Genomic DNA, 14,153 nt, shown 5'->3' with positions numbered 1-14,153 from the left:
GCGCGACGAACAATCTATGCATGCTCATTTTCGATCATGTCAACTGCAAGAACTGATTAAGCTGTTGGCTTCTAGATCGCGTAAGATTGTATTCGAATGCGACAGTGAATGAGCCTAATACATATAGATTTCTCAGGCGATTAGTTACCAACCAGCTTTCTCTTAGTTAATCGGATTGCGGTGAGGAAGACGCGCATTCCTTGGAGCTGATGAGGCCTAATAGGCCTCAACAGAATTCCTCCTCAGAAGTCCAAAGTCACTCCGGTGTAAAGCGCACGGCCATCACCCGGGGAATGTAGGGATGCCTGGGCACCGTCCGGGTCATACCAAGCATATTCATAATAACGATTTGTAAGGTTTTTCAGCTGTAAGTCGACACTAACTGATCGTGTCACTTTGTATGTTGCGCCGAGGTTCATCAGCACGTAACCGCCATACGTCCCTTTTTTATTCTCCCGTTCTAGGTAGTAATTGGTCTGGCCGTTCATCCAGGCCGTCAGATGTAATGCTGGTGTCGCGTCGTAGCTGATTCCCGCGTTGTAGAGGTGATGCGGGATGTGGTCGATTTCCTGACCTTTGCTGTTAGGCAACGTGGCACTCGGCTGGAGTATTTTCGAATATTGCCAAGAGTAGGCCATCCAGATATTGGTGCGTTCGTTCGGATACAGGTTCATCTGCAAGTCGTAACCCCAGCGCCGTGTTTCACCAACATTATCGGATTCGCCGCTTGGGTCGTTCAGCCTTCGACTAACTTCCCCCGAGGCCTCTTGCTGCCAATAAGCAACGCGCCCGTCTACCCAGTCATCCGGCGTGAACTTGATTCCGGTTTCCCAGCCCTCGTTGATCGAGGGTGCCAGATCGGTATCCCGGGGAGGTATCTTGTAAGCCGCCGCCCCGGTGCCCACTTGAAAGGTACGTCCCCAGTTCGCATAGAAGCTGGCAACGTCCCAGGGAGAATAGACAACGCTGATCTTCGGCTGCTTGATCAGCCCGTAGTCGTTGATGTCGTAATCTGTGCCGGTCATTTCATTAGTGAAGTCGCCCTGGATCTTGTCGACCCTGTAGGCGGGTACGATCTTCAGAGACTCGAAAGGTTTGATCTCTGCCTGGACATAAGCGCCGTAGGTGTCGAAGTCGAACTGTTGGTCGCGGGTGGTAGCTAGACGTGTGCGGTCTCTAGTGCGATAGCGCTCACTTTTATTTTGCTGCTGCTGTACGTCTGCGCCTCCTTCCAAGGCGAAGTCGTAAAGCCAGCTGACTTGCGGTCGCCAGGTCACGGAGGTTAGCGCGCCATATTGCGTCTCGTAAGCGTCGCGTTCCTGTTGAGCGCTGGTGCTCCAGTATTGCGTCCAACGCCTGTCATCGAAGGTGTTGACGTAGGTCTTCGCTGACCAAGCGAGGTTATCAGCCAGGTCTGTATCAAAATGCAGACTGACTTGGTTCATGCGACGCGTACCCTTGTCAGTAGCGTTGAAGCTGTTGGTCATTTCCGGGTGATGACGTGCATCGTCTTCTCTTAGATAACCTGGCTCCTGAGCTTCAGTTTCGTAGTGACGAGCAATAAGGCCGATACGGTAGCTGTCATCGTCCGGCGTGTAGAACCATTTGCCAGACATTGAAAACTTGTCGGCTTCGGCATGATCCCGGTAGCCATCAGATTTTTGATAGGCGAAAAAGTAATTCTGAGTCCAGTTGCTGCTCTCAATTCCCTTGGCCAGCTGTGCTTCTTGGGTATTGAAGCTTCCATAACGCAGCCGCGCCTTGTTGTAGTCGCCACCTGTGCGGGTGAGCATGTTGACGTTGCCGGCAATGTTGTTCAGACCATAACGCGCATCGCTGGTGCCACGCACCACCTCAATGCTGTCCAGCTCCATGGGGAAAATCATGTCCATGAACGGCATATTGCCGTCGTTGCTGTTGCTCGGAATGCCGTCGATCAAAAGCTTTACGGCATTCACTTCGCCTTCACCGTTAAAGCCACGGAAGGAAATTTTCCCTGAGGTCGTGCCTTGGTTGAATTCAGTGAGCATGACACCCGGTGCGCGACTGAACAGTTCCCAGCTGTAATTTACTGGCATTTTTTCGAGGATGTCTCCTCCGAGAATATCCACCGAGCTGAGAACGTTGCTGGTACTCAAAGGGCCGCTTGCCGAGCCCTGAATGCTGACCGCACCTAGGGTCAGGGTTGAATTTTCGATTCTGCTGGCTTCAGCTAATGCCACTGACAGCGGGCTCAACGCGAGCACGCCTATTGAAAGCAGGGGCCAAAGGGGGCGGGACACAGACAAGCGCTTTGCGAGAGGCAAAGTAATTGGAGCAGGCATAGCACGCACTTCCTGATGATCAAGAAACTTCAAGGGCGTTTAGCTTCCTTCGAGGCCGCTAAAAGATTTAAAGAGGCAGCACCGGACAATGTCAGCGGTGTGTGATCAGGCGAAGGGAGAGGCGCGTGGACTTAGGCTTGGCCACCGAATCCTGGGATGGAGCTTCGGCAGTACAGGATTTTCGAGGGAAGTGTCAGATGTGTATTGCGGTAAAAAGTGCCGGTAGTAGTTGGAAGGAAGCGCTGCCATTCCAGCATGGCCACAGCAGCAATCACCGTGCTGCATAAGCGTTTTTGAAGGAGCTTGCTGGAAAGTGTCGACTGTTTTCTTGAACCCTGGAGGTAAAGCTTGAGAACCACCTCCCGAGCAGAATCCCCCCCAAAGCATTAGCTGAACATCCGGCGTCTGCATAGCGCGGCTCATCGGCATGGCAAACATGTTTAGCAACACGGCCAGGCAGGCGATCCAAGGGCTTATGCGTTTCAACGAGGACATGTTCAAAGTCAGCGTAGAGGGGCGGTTATTTAGCCGGAATTAAGGAGCAATGTAAAAGTTTCATGCGTGCGCCATTTCGCCACAGGCAACGCCATTCCTTTCCCGAGATAGTTGGCTGACGAGTACGATCAGGCCATACGGTGTCAATGCGTCGGGGATCGTCTACTCCACGAAGCAGAATTCTACTTGCGGAGAGTTCGTCACTGAGCGATTACTTGAGGTCTTAGTTGAGAGGCGTGTGACCGGTGAGCCATCGTCCGGCGAAATCGATAAATTCTTAAGAATTCCGTCATGGGCTAGATCCGCTAATTCATCTTGAGCCCGGCGCAGCAAAGCGCTGGTGGACTCCCCCGATTCGGCGCAAAGGGTAAGGGCTACTAGGGTCAGAGGATGTACATTGAGTGGGCCACTTAGCGCGGTGATCATCTCTAGCGTTGGACTCGATTGACCGCGTTTGAACGAGCCCCATGAAAGACAGGACACCGTTTCCCCCTTACGATAAGGGATAGGCAAACGGTTATGTTTATGACTAATAGCAACGATAAGAGTGGTGAGCTTTTGGGCCAGGAGCGGCGTCGTCGCTGGAGCCCAGAGCAAAAGCTGGCCACGGTTCGAGAGAGCCTTGAACCAGGACAAAGCGTTTCGGTCGTGGCTCGGCGCAACGGCATCAATGCCAACCAGTTGTTCCTGTGGCGCAAGCTCTATCAGGACGGCAGCCTGTCGGCGGTCAGTGCTGGTGAAGCCGTGGTGCCGGCCTCTGAGCTGAGCGATGCACTCAAGCAGATCCGTGAACTGCAACGGATGCTGGGCAAGAAGACGATGGAAGCAGAAATCCTCAAAGAGGCCGTGGAGATCGCCCGGTCGCGAAAATGGATTGCGCACTCACCCTTGTTGCCGGGGGACGACCAGTGAAACTGGTCAGCGAATGTCTCGGTGTGGCGCGCTCGCAATTAACGGTTCGAATCAAGCAATCGGTATCGCCCAAGACACGGCGAAGCAGGCCTGTGAACGACGCTGAGTTGGTGGCCGAAATCCAGCAACAGGTCAGCGAGCTGCCCAGCTATGGCTACCGTCGAGTCTGGGGATTGCTGCGTCGCGCCCGTGAAACCCAGCTGCTACCCGCGATCAACGTGAAGCGGGTTTACCGGGTGATGCGTGATCACAACCTGCTGCTTGAGCGCCGGATCAAACAACCCGGCGTGCCGCGTCGGCACGAAGGCCGTATTGCGGTGCAAACCAGCGATACGCGTTGGTGCTCGGACGGCTTTGAGTTCCGTTGTGAGGACGGCGCTAAACTGAGCGTGACCTTCGCCCTGGACTGCTGTGATCGCGAAGCCATCGGCTGGGTCGCGAGCCCGACCGGGTACAGCGGCGATGATATCCGCGACTTGATGTTGGAAAGCGTGGAGAAGCGCTTCGGTGATCAACTGCCTGCAACGCCGGTGCAGTGGCTCAGCGATAACGGTTCGGCCTACACCGCCGAACAGACGCGCCTGTTTGCTCGGCAGATCGGCTTGCAGCCGGTGACCACACCAGTGCGTAGCCCGCAGAGTAATGGCATGGCCGAGAGCTTCGTGAAGACGATCAAACGTGACTACGTGGCGCACATGCCCAAACCGGATCGAGAAACGGCGTTGCGTAACCTGGCAATTGCCTTCGAACATTACAACGAGCAGCATCCGCACAGCGCCTTGAACTACCGTTCACCGAGGGAGTTCAGGCGCTTGGCAGCTGCATCAATTTAACGGGGAGTTGGTGTCCGGTTTTGTAGGGGCAAATCCAGCGTTCTAGTTTCGAGACGTATGTCCTACTGCTGACTTCTGCCAGGTTTCTCTGGGTCAGTCCCCTACCAGCGCGCATCGCTTTAAGCACAGCAGCGAAAGCTTTTTTGAGCGACATGTAAGCGTTCCTGATTTGAGTCAGTCCCTGTGAGCTTGTATACGTTGGGACGAGCCATTCTAGGCAAATCAAAGCCTATCACGGTATGCCTGGGTTTCATGCTCAAGAGACGCCGAGATGAACCTTGTAGCTCGCTGGAACTATGCGCACTGAGTTGGGCTACTTACTCTAACGCTACCGGGACTGCTGTGATTTTCATCTGCGGTCTCGATTGATCTATTGCGAGCTTAGCCAGGCCTCCACTTGTTTCAGCATACCTAGCTCGAAGAGCTTAGGCTTTCCCATCTCAAGAATTGCGAGCAGCAGCTGTTTTTCTACTTTGGTTGGAAACCATTCAGCTACTTCGACATTGCAGTGCCTGGAACCGCTCAGTGCCCACTTCACGATCATGTCGGAAGCCGCTCGGTAATGATCGGCCATGAAGAGGCGTTTGCCCTCTGATGCCCATCCTAGCTTCGCCAACTGGCCGGTAACGTCGCATATCCCAGCGTCACCAAAGAAGTCGGTGGTATCAGGATAATGAATACCTGCGAGCGACACTTTCGCTACGCCCGAATCGCGGTCGAAGTAGGACAGGAGATGCCACCCACCTGTAGTTCTTCCAGCGTGCGGAAAATTGATGGCGGCTTTACCAGTTATGTAGTGCTCGCGTGAGACGCGTTTGAGATCAAAATCAAAAAGCGGCTGCCTCATGGGAGCTTTTTGAGCCGGGCCAGCCCCTGTTTGATATGACCAGCGTTCTCACCAATTGTGTAAAGCGCACCACGTACGTTGTCCCCGACTTCCGCATGTCCCTGAGCTTCCACCTGGAGGGTCAACTCCATGAGCGCAGCTTCGAGAGCGAGCTGATTCTGGTACATCCTTTCCAGCACATCTGATAGCGAATACTCAGCATGCATTTAGGTCACCTCCATGTTGGGAACAACAGCGTATCGGGCCGGCATACAGGCGAATCACGTCACGAAGGTTACCTGCCAAAATCTTCAAACTACGATGATTAGGTGGGGTTAACCGCAGAATCGATTCGACCCAATGATTTCAAGTACAAAGATACGACTGTTCCCTTGTCGGGAGCAGTTTCTACCATGACGGTGCCCCCAGCGTTCTCTGCGAACTCCCGGACTTGCGATAAGCCCAAGCCCGTACCTTTTCCTTTTTCCTTTGTGGTGAAAAAAGGATCAAAAATTTTAGCCGCTAGGTCATCCGGTATACCAGGCCCGGTATCAGCAACGCTGAGCACGACGTAATTGCCTCCAGCCAGTGGAACATCATCCTCAGCCCGTACCAGTCGAGTTGAGATACAGATACTTCCTGCTGACCCGAGCGCATCTCTGGCATTCGTGAGAAGGTTCAACACAGCCGCATTCAACTGGGCCTCTTCACACATCACAGCGGTGTTGGGGGCTGACAGGTCGAAAGTCAGCTCAACACTTTCGGTCGCGGTGCGGAACAACACATCGCGCATTGCTTCAAGTCGGGCATTAACGTCAATGCACACCAGATTCGGGCTGTCGAGTCGAACACACGAGAGCAGATGACTTACTAACTGTCGTCCCTGGTCAACCGCCTGCAACCCGGTATCACTAAATTTCTCGACATCTTTCGGTCGTCTGGCGCGCAAGCGGATCATCTGCAAGCTTGCACTAAGCGCCTGAAGAATGTTGTTGAAGTCGTGCGCAATACTGGCCGTGACCATTCCCAGGGAGGAGATACGCTTGGCGTGACGCAGTGACTCTTCGGCCATTTGATTAAGCGCATTTGCCTGGGCCAGTTCTTGGACAAGAATTTCTGCTCGACGCTCTCGTTGATGTCTTAGCAAGCGCAATTGCAATAACGAAGCGGTCTGTCTCGCCAATGCCAGCAACGCCGTGCGCTGCGGTGCTGTCAGAGTTCGCGGTTTGGTATCAATTACACACACCGTACCCAGAGCGTGCCCCGTATCGTCAATGATAGGAGCTCCTGCGTAAAAGCGAATGTAGGGCGGGCCAAGCACCAGTGCGCTGTGTTCAAAGCGCGGGTCGCGTCTGGCATCTTCGACAGTCAACACATCGGCGGGAGCCAGGATCGCGTGCGCGCAAAACGCCAGATCCCGATGCGTCTCCCTCACGTCGAGCCCGACGCACGCCTTGAACCACTGACGGTCTCTGTCCACCAGAGAAACCAGCGCGACCGGTACTTCACACAAGGTGCTCGCGAGCACGACGATGTCGTCGAATTCTTTCTCCGGAGCTGAGTCCAGCACCCCAAGATGCTCTAGCGACAGGGCTCTTTCATCCTCGTTCGGAGAAAAAGGGGCAGGAATGTGGGGCATCTGATTATGCATCGCTGAGGGCAGTAGGGCGATCATGCTGTTTTGATAGCTTGGACAGCAAGAAATTGTTTCTCCATCCGAGCAGCGATGTATCTGTTTCCAGATAGCACTCGAAGGGCTGGCGACGAGTGGTTGTCGTCAACCGTGGAACTCCCGGTCGCAGTCGCCAGTCAATTTTCTGTCCAGATAGGACACCTAAACCCCTGGCTCGAAGACCGGTCTGCTCAGCAGCGTCTTGACATCTTTGGTCGGCCAGCCTGGTAAAACTTCAGTGGCGTGTACTCCTTGAATGTGAATTTCTTTTTCGGGGAGGGCGATGGAGGAATGTTGCCCTAGGGTACCCTTGCGCTGTACTACCTCCCAAAAGCGTTTCAGATCTTCTTGGCTGATAGGATCTGCTGGTCGCTTCCTAAGCTCGGCACTCAGATCGTCGCGTAGCTGTGCAGGACGCGTCGACTGCTCCTGGTTGGCAGCCCTAGTCAGGTCATTGGCTGGCCTGGTGAGTAACTCAAAGACGGACTGAGAAGCGAGAGCGCTGGGCTGTTGTGAGCGTGACATCTGGAATACGGTAAGCTCGTGTAGGGGCAGCAAGCTTACTAGCTGGTTGACGTCGCGCTCGTCCATGTCAGTAACTTTTTTGGACTGGCAGAAAGCGGTAATGGCGTTACTGATTCCGTTCCTTACTTCATCTTGAGTAGGCCCGGCGACATTCTTGCCGTGCTCGCTAGCCGATGTTTGCAGATCATGAAGATCCTGATAGCCAAGACCCTTCGAGAGGATTTCTTGCGAAGATGCGAGGGATAGAGAAAAGGCGCTCCGCCAATTGCGCTGGAGCTTTTTGGCGATACGGTTGAAGCCGTATTTGACACGAAGGTCGGCAAGAGAGATTGGTACGCGCATAGCATCCTCCAATTCGCCAGCGGTGTCGGCTGCCCTCTGACTATTGTCGGAATGCATGTGAAGCAAAAGAGGTGAAGCACCCTGTGGCTATACCGCCTTGGCGAACCGACCGCCCGATCTCGACTAGGGAACCGAGGCGGTCAAGTTAGCATATTCGTAGCGCTTGTCTATTGGATCAAATGGACGACCTAGATGCGTCCACGTGACTGATAAGGCAAGCGGAGCGCGCAGAGCATGAGGATGGAAGCCCGCAGGGCCAAGACTCGCCGTAGACAGGCTTGGTTAGCGACAGCCGTCCGCGCAGGGGCATGCCACGGCAACAGTAGCATCAATGACTATTTGCTTTCTCTTGATGTCAATGAACGGAGGACTTCTTCAGATGCCAGGTTTATCCATGCGGGTGGACGAAACCAGTTCAACCACATTTCGCTCTTTCACCTTAGCCTTTAGGGTCTCGTTCTCGTACAGCAGTACCTCATTGATGGATGCGAGTCTGGCGAGCTTGGCCTGAAGCTCCTCAATCTCATGACGGTAGCCCTTAGACTTCTGACGCTCGGCAATCAGATCCTGATGTTTTACATCTCGCATGGCACGACTAGATCGCCCTTGGATCAGTCGTATCTCCTCAGCGATTGCTGGGTAATGATTATGGATGAGCGCCGTCGATACTCCGGCCTCACGGGCCACAGCGGCGATGGTCACCTTAGTTTCACCGGTACGAGCCCGACCTTTTTGGATGGCATAGATGGCTAGCTTCAGATCCTTCGCTCGATCCACAGCAGGCTTGTAATTGGATGATTTGTCCTTGCTCTTCATGCACTCAGATCCTCAGGAGGCATATCCAGTTGCACTAATACCTCCCGGCAGCGGTTCAGATCGCGCTTCACGCGTAGGCGACCTCCTTCGCCAATGTCCTTGCAGAGCAGCAGCTCTTTCAGATCATCGTAGAGTCGCTGGTAGATGGGGGCGTGGATACTCCCGATCACCGATTGGTCGCAGCCAGTGCAGCGGGTGCGTTCGAGGGTATTGCCGACACAGCCGTCGTTGTCTGCCGTACACCAGGCATGGCCGTTGCTGCGGATGGCTGTGCTCTCAGAGACGGACTTCAGCATTGAGGCACGATCTTTGAAGATCAGCAGGTTTTGAGGGTCTCGCTGCCATCCCTTGATGGAGCGTCCATAGCCTCCTGCCAACGATTCATCGCCCATCCAGTTATCGACGACGCCGAGTTTGATGTCCTCCAGCTCATCTTGGATTTCCATGTAAAGGTCAAGATCGAGATGCTGCCCCCAGCCATCGTCCATGGCATAGCCAAGGGTCATGTCCAATGACCAATGGGCAAAATGCTCTTTGAGGTATCGTAGGTCTCCGAAGCGGCTGTGCGCGGCATAGTTAGCGAATTTACGACGAAATTGATGGCTGGTAAGATTCCAACTTAGCTTGCAGTCGTGGGAAAAGCTCTTGAGATAGTCGTCCCAAGAGCTACCAGAAAGGGTACGCGAACCAATCCCTTCGAAAGCGGTTGTAGTGAGAAAGAGTGAATGGCGATGCTTTTGAGCTTCTGCGATGAGCGGGTCGTGGGGGTTGGTGCGACGTCGCTGAATAATCTCAGCCGCGATCTTCGCTTGATATGGAGCAGCCCAACGCTCCATGATACGCAGGGCCCGTACTGCGATCTCTGGAATCATCCAGTCGTGGATCCCTTCATCAGTCTTCTCGGATTTAGAACGCATCCAATGATAGATCGTACCTTCGTCGTCCTCAGTGCGGTGGTGGGCGTTCGACTGCAGATTGGCCAGCTCGTGGTTCCGACAACCCGAGGTACTCGCCAGGACTATATAGCAGGACGTCCGCAGGGACATCAGCGCCGTATTTAAAGTTCGCACACCACCATCCCAGCCCTTAGCTTTCAAGTGCTTATTTTTTGCCTTATATATGCCTCCAGCAAGGCGGCCCCTGCTCTCTACTGCGATAACATCAAGATCATCTCGGAGGTTTAGTAACAACCTTCCGTCTTCAACCTGTCTGTATGCTCGCTCGAAGATCGTGCAAAATATCTCATCGGACATAAGCGGTGTTCGGCCGCTGCTGGCTATACCAAGTTGTCCTGCCATCGCCTTCGCAGAAGTGCCCTGCCACGGATGCCCCGGCATCTGATCGTCTGTATATTGGCTCAACTCATAAATCGCCTCTACTGCGTCGTAGCGGCTATTTAGCGCATTGAGTGTAAGGGGTTTCTCAGATTTTTTGATCTGCCGATAGGCCTTGCAGGCGGTCACATAGGTTGCTGCGATCAAGGGCGTTACCGCACCAAAGTTTGCGATATCAAGTTTCTCTAAGTGACGTAGAAATGGCTGCATGTTATTAGCCAGATCTCGAATCGTATTGCCCCTCGGTCGGCCTGCCTCTAGTCGACCTCGTCGGATGTAGCGATAAAGTATAGCCTTCATCACTGCTCGGAATGCTGGTGGCATGCTGCTGAAATTGAGCCGTCTTGAGGATGCCCTCACGTTGCTTGGAAAACCTTCAAGGTGCCAGACGTCGTCACCGTACCGGCTGCGGATGATCCACTGTCCATCGACCTGAGTTGCCGTGATGATTAGCTTGTCGCGCTCTGAGTTACTAAGCCCGCGAACATCGCTCGGCTGATCCTTCAGGGGCGGCCACGGCAGGTCTTCTGATACCTTTTCACTCATGAAAAGATCTCCAAGCTGGCAATCAGGTCAACTGACCAGAACGGATGTGGATTGGTACGGGCGCGCTCGCGAGCAGCGTCTACCGCTGCCGTTTTGAAAACTCCGCGACGAAGTCCTTCCGCAACGATATAGTTATCGATAAGGCGAGGGATATGCGCATATTCACGTGCCCAGCGCCCCTTGTACATGCGAGAGCGTTCACTCAACACTCGAAAGTAAAAACTGAACAATTTGTACAGGTCTTCGGCGGTCACTGCGTAGTCTTTGCAGCGGAGGCAGTTCATGAAATTCATGCATGTAGCTCCTTCACGTTTCGGAGCGAATTGACCATTTTCTGGATCGCCGCAGTGGCCCAGAGGGTTTTCCTTATAGGTAGCACCAATGGTCGCAGTCAGTAGTTCTCCCACCAGTACCTCCCCCATAAACCGCCAGTTTCGACGGGCTTCCTCAGTCGGAGCTAAATAGTTCTGGTCGGTTACCCGTGGGGTGTTCCCAAGAGCAACGGCGGTGGTTGCGAGGTCTCCATCAGTAAGCTCAAAAATTCGATTTCCAAATGTCTTGCGCAAGCGGGAAATATTGATTCGCAGTGGCTTTCCATCGCTATCTTTCAGGCCATAATCAGCTACAAGACGGTTTATTCCGTAATCCACCATACGCGCCTGCAGCTCTGTGACTTGGCCGATTGATCTTATGGTTCGACTTCGAAACAGCCATACACGGCCTTTGATGTCAGGCGGTGCTTCTGCATCCAAATGCTCAGTCAAGGCGATCACGCGGCGGATCAAACGCTCAACGTTAGTTCTAACGCTGGGTGTTGCTTCTAATAGACGCTCAGCTTTCGACTCAGCGCGCAAAACTACTTTGCTGGAGCTATAACCACGTCGCTTCCATAGCACCAAAAACACCGTGTCGTCCTTGGGGTGCGCGCGCAAGCAATTGCGGCCCATTTCCAGCAAAGGAGTGGTATTGCGGCCAGTGTGCAAAGCAACTATGAGTAACGCATAGACCAATAGTTCGCTGGTTACCGTCGGTACATCGGCCCATATTGGTTTGATGGCTTGTCGTAGAGCTGCCGCAAACTCTTTCCGCTCGCGCTTGGACAGCGCCGTCTCGCCCTTGGCTTTACGAGTGGAGTTCGGAAAAGGATTACGTGGAAAGGTGGCTTCGCCGCCAGATGCGACCAGTGGAAAGATACCTCGTTGCGCGAGAGCAACCAGTACAGACTTTGTTTTTCCGTACGCGTTTTTCTGTCCGTTAGTCGTTAGACCGTTTCCAGACAGATGGCCGAGATAACTATCGATGAGTATTCGGTTCACATCATTCAATGTTAAGTCACGTTCGAAAGCCATCGCTTGGAGCATGCAGAAATCAAGGAAATATTTCAGACCAGCGGTGCAAAGGCCGACGACCGTAGCAACCGAGAGGTCGCCTTCTTGCCCTAATAAGAAGCGCTCAATTTGGCGCTGACACGCGTAGGTAATGGAGTCAATTCCAGATCCGTACCATCGTGCAAAATCAAATCCTCGACGGCTGGAGCTATTACGTCCGAACGCTACCGAGGTGTCCGCCGGAGGAATCACCTCGGGCAGAATGTACACGTTGCCCTCTGTGTCGAAGCCGTGTTCGACTTTCGGGACGCTGAGATCAGTCTTGATAAATACTTTGCGCTTCCCCATCAGGCTACACCCGCCATTTCGCTCAGCTCGTCGTCATATGCCAGCACGGCTTCATCGGCCATTTCGTTGACCAAATGCAGGTAGATCATCGTGGTTTGAATGGAGCTGTGGCCAAGTTGACGTTGCAGATACGTTAGAGGATCGATCCCGTTCTGCGGGGTGCGCTGAAGGTTGAACAGGGTGTGGGTCGCGTAGGTATGGCGCAGCATATGCGCATGGACTTCAAACCCTGCCTGCTTGCCAGTCTGGTTGATTATCCGATTCAGGCTCTTGCCAGCACTGCTATAGGGTTCTCCGAGACGGTTGAGGAGAAGCGCCTTTTGGTTCTTGCCCAGAGATGCCCGCTCGCCACGCACCTTAGAGTGGTAGCGGTAGAGCTCGGACATGAACTTGCGACTAATCCAGATATATCGCTCTTTGCTACCCTTGGTTTCCATCCCGGTGCCGTCGCACGGATCAAGCTTAATTCGGAGATTGCGTTCGATTCGACCAGCTTTGTCCGGGTCGAAAATATACGCCTCCGGGAAAGTAGCCAGTTCGTACGGGCCGTCAATGAATTGCTCAAGGCCGGTGCCGTCATCAGCAGCACCCGCGAAGAACTGGCCGCGATGGCCACGCGTTAAGGAGAGACACCATGGAAAGTGCATACGACTACGAGTCCCCGGTGATCCAGGGCTTGCTCGACACCGACTACTACACCTTCACCATGATGCAGGCCGTGTTGCACCAGCACCCGAATGTCGATGTCGAGTACAACTTCATCGTCCGTTCGAAGGAAAAACTCGGCCACCTGATCCCCGAGCTGCGCGCCGAACTTGAAAAAATGGCCGGCCTGCACATGCGCGAAGGCGAGCTGCGCTTTCTGTTCAACCCACGCTTTCGCGAATACCTCACCCCGGATTACGAGCGCTTCCTCGGTCTGTTCCGCTTCAACCTGCGCTATATCCACGTCAGTGAAGTCGACGACCAGCTGAACATCCGCGTGGTCGGCCCGATGCTGCACTGCATCATGTTCGAACAGCCGGTACTGGCCCTGGTCAGCGAACTGCGCAACCGCGACAAATACCCCGACGTGACCCTCGAAGACGTCACCCGCAAGCTCTACCAGAAGTTCGACTGGCTGGAGAAAAACCTCAGCCGCGATGAACTGGCCGACTTGCGCGTTTCCGACTTCTCCACGCGCCGGCGCCTGTCATTCAAGGCCCAGCGCGAAGTGGTCGACATCATGCGTCGCGACTTCCCCGGCCAGTTCGTCGGCACCAGCAACGCGCACCTGGCCTACGAATTCGACCTGCCGCTGATCGGCACCATGGCCCACCAATGGCTGATGGTGCACCAGCAACTGGGCCGGCTGCGCGAAAGCCAGAATGCCGCGCTGGAAAACTGGGTGCGTGAATACCGTGGTCGCCTCGGGATCGCCCTGACCGACTGCATCAGCACCGACTTTTTCCTCAAGGACTTCGACCTGTACTTCGCCAAACTGTACGACGGTCTGCGTCAGGATTCCGGTGATCCCATCGCTTGGGCCGACAAGGTGCTCGCCCGCTACAAGCAATTGGGCATCGACCCGATGACCAAGGACCTGATGTTCTCCGACGGCCTGAATTTCGAGAAATGCCTGCCGATCCTGCGCCACGTGCGCGGCAAGGCCAAGTTCGGGTTCGGCATGGGCACCAGCCTGGCCTGCGATGTGGAAGGCGTCGAGCCGCTGAGCATCGTGATGAAACTGGTGCGGGTACACGGCGAACCGGTGGTGAAATTCTCCGATGACCCGGTCAAGAACGTCTGCGAAGACGCCTCGTTTTTGCAGTACGCAGCACAAGTGTTCAACGTTGGCAGTGTGGAGGTGTGA

Annotated in this window: 12 protein-coding genes and 1 pseudogene; 2 read left to right on the top strand and 11 right to left on the bottom strand. The window is 54.2% G+C overall.

What is annotated here, in order from left to right:
• Positions 1 to 242 precede the first annotated feature (242 nt).
• Both K7431_RS26275 and K7431_RS26270 read right to left on the bottom strand, forming a co-directional pair.
• Positions 243 to 2,324: a TonB-dependent receptor gene (locus K7431_RS26275; protein ID WP_012723716.1), complete on the bottom strand. Its 2,082-nt coding sequence runs from the start codon at positions 2,322 to 2,324 to the stop codon at positions 243 to 245.
• Between the two features lie 105 nt (positions 2,325 to 2,429).
• Positions 2,430 to 2,819 (bottom strand): DUF2946 domain-containing protein, encoded by a 390-nt coding sequence (locus tag K7431_RS26270; RefSeq protein ID WP_012723717.1) that lies wholly within the window; start codon positions 2,817 to 2,819, stop codon positions 2,430 to 2,432.
• A 525-nt stretch (positions 2,820 to 3,344) separates the two neighbouring features.
• On the opposite strand from K7431_RS26270, the gene K7431_RS26265 reads away from it, so the two are divergent.
• A protein-coding gene (locus K7431_RS26265; protein WP_370636182.1) for an IS3 family transposase occupies positions 3,345 to 4,564 on the top strand; the annotation gives its coding sequence in 2 pieces (ribosomal slippage) (positions 3,345 to 3,690 and positions 3,690 to 4,564; 1,221 coding nt in all).
• A 37-nt stretch (positions 4,565 to 4,601) separates the two neighbouring features.
• Here K7431_RS26265 and K7431_RS26260 read toward each other — a convergent pair.
• The 9 genes and pseudogenes from K7431_RS26260 to K7431_RS26220 all read right to left on the bottom strand — a co-directional run.
• Positions 4,602 to 4,718: pseudogene (locus K7431_RS26260) on the bottom strand (helix-turn-helix domain-containing protein); the annotation flags it as partial.
• 216 nt (positions 4,719 to 4,934) lie between these two features.
• The gene (locus K7431_RS26255; protein WP_012723720.1) at positions 4,935 to 5,411 is read right to left on the bottom strand and encodes a hypothetical protein; all 477 of its coding nucleotides are present in this window, start codon (positions 5,409 to 5,411) and stop codon (positions 4,935 to 4,937) included.
• Complete coding sequence (locus K7431_RS26250) at positions 5,408 to 5,617, bottom strand: hypothetical protein (protein ID WP_043205218.1); 210 nt, start codon at positions 5,615 to 5,617, stop codon at positions 5,408 to 5,410. Before K7431_RS26250 ends, K7431_RS26255 begins: the two co-directional genes overlap by 4 nt.
• 98 nt (positions 5,618 to 5,715) lie before the next feature.
• The gene (locus tag K7431_RS26245; protein WP_012723721.1) at positions 5,716 to 7,029 is read right to left on the bottom strand and encodes a sensor histidine kinase; all 1,314 of its coding nucleotides are present in this window, start codon (positions 7,027 to 7,029) and stop codon (positions 5,716 to 5,718) included.
• Between the two features lie 195 nt (positions 7,030 to 7,224).
• Complete coding sequence (locus K7431_RS26240) at positions 7,225 to 7,929, bottom strand: hypothetical protein (RefSeq protein WP_052308662.1); 705 nt, start codon at positions 7,927 to 7,929, stop codon at positions 7,225 to 7,227.
• Positions 7,930 to 8,304: 375 nt separating this feature from the next.
• On the bottom strand, positions 8,305 to 8,745 hold the full coding sequence (locus tag K7431_RS26235) for a hypothetical protein (protein WP_012723723.1): 441 nt from the start codon (positions 8,743 to 8,745) through the stop codon (positions 8,305 to 8,307).
• Entirely contained in the window at positions 8,742 to 10,625 is a 1,884-nt protein-coding gene (locus K7431_RS26230) for an integrase (RefSeq protein WP_012723724.1), read from the bottom strand. The genes K7431_RS26235 and K7431_RS26230 overlap by 4 nt, the downstream gene beginning before the upstream one ends.
• Positions 10,622 to 12,301: a hypothetical protein gene (locus tag K7431_RS26225; RefSeq protein ID WP_012723725.1), complete on the bottom strand. Its 1,680-nt coding sequence runs from the start codon at positions 12,299 to 12,301 to the stop codon at positions 10,622 to 10,624. The genes K7431_RS26230 and K7431_RS26225 overlap by 4 nt, the downstream gene beginning before the upstream one ends.
• Positions 12,301 to 12,948 carry a tyrosine-type recombinase/integrase gene (locus K7431_RS26220; RefSeq protein ID WP_080567232.1) on the bottom strand — a complete coding sequence of 216 codons (648 nt, stop codon included), beginning with the start codon at positions 12,946 to 12,948 and terminating at the stop codon, positions 12,301 to 12,303. The genes K7431_RS26225 and K7431_RS26220 overlap by 1 nt, the downstream gene beginning before the upstream one ends.
• On the opposite strand from K7431_RS26220, the gene pncB reads away from it, so the two are divergent.
• Positions 12,936 to 14,153: a nicotinate phosphoribosyltransferase gene (gene pncB, locus K7431_RS26215; protein ID WP_012723726.1), complete on the top strand. Its 1,218-nt coding sequence runs from the start codon at positions 12,936 to 12,938 to the stop codon at positions 14,151 to 14,153. The two genes, K7431_RS26220 and pncB, sit on opposite strands and share 13 nt — an antisense overlap.

This window comes from Pseudomonas fluorescens group sp., assembly GCF_020093335.1.
Lineage (GTDB): Bacteria > Pseudomonadota > Gammaproteobacteria > Pseudomonadales > Pseudomonadaceae > Aquipseudomonas > Aquipseudomonas petroselini.
The sequence above is the reverse complement of the archived record's forward strand: the minus strand, read 5'-3'. Positions and strand labels throughout refer to the sequence as shown.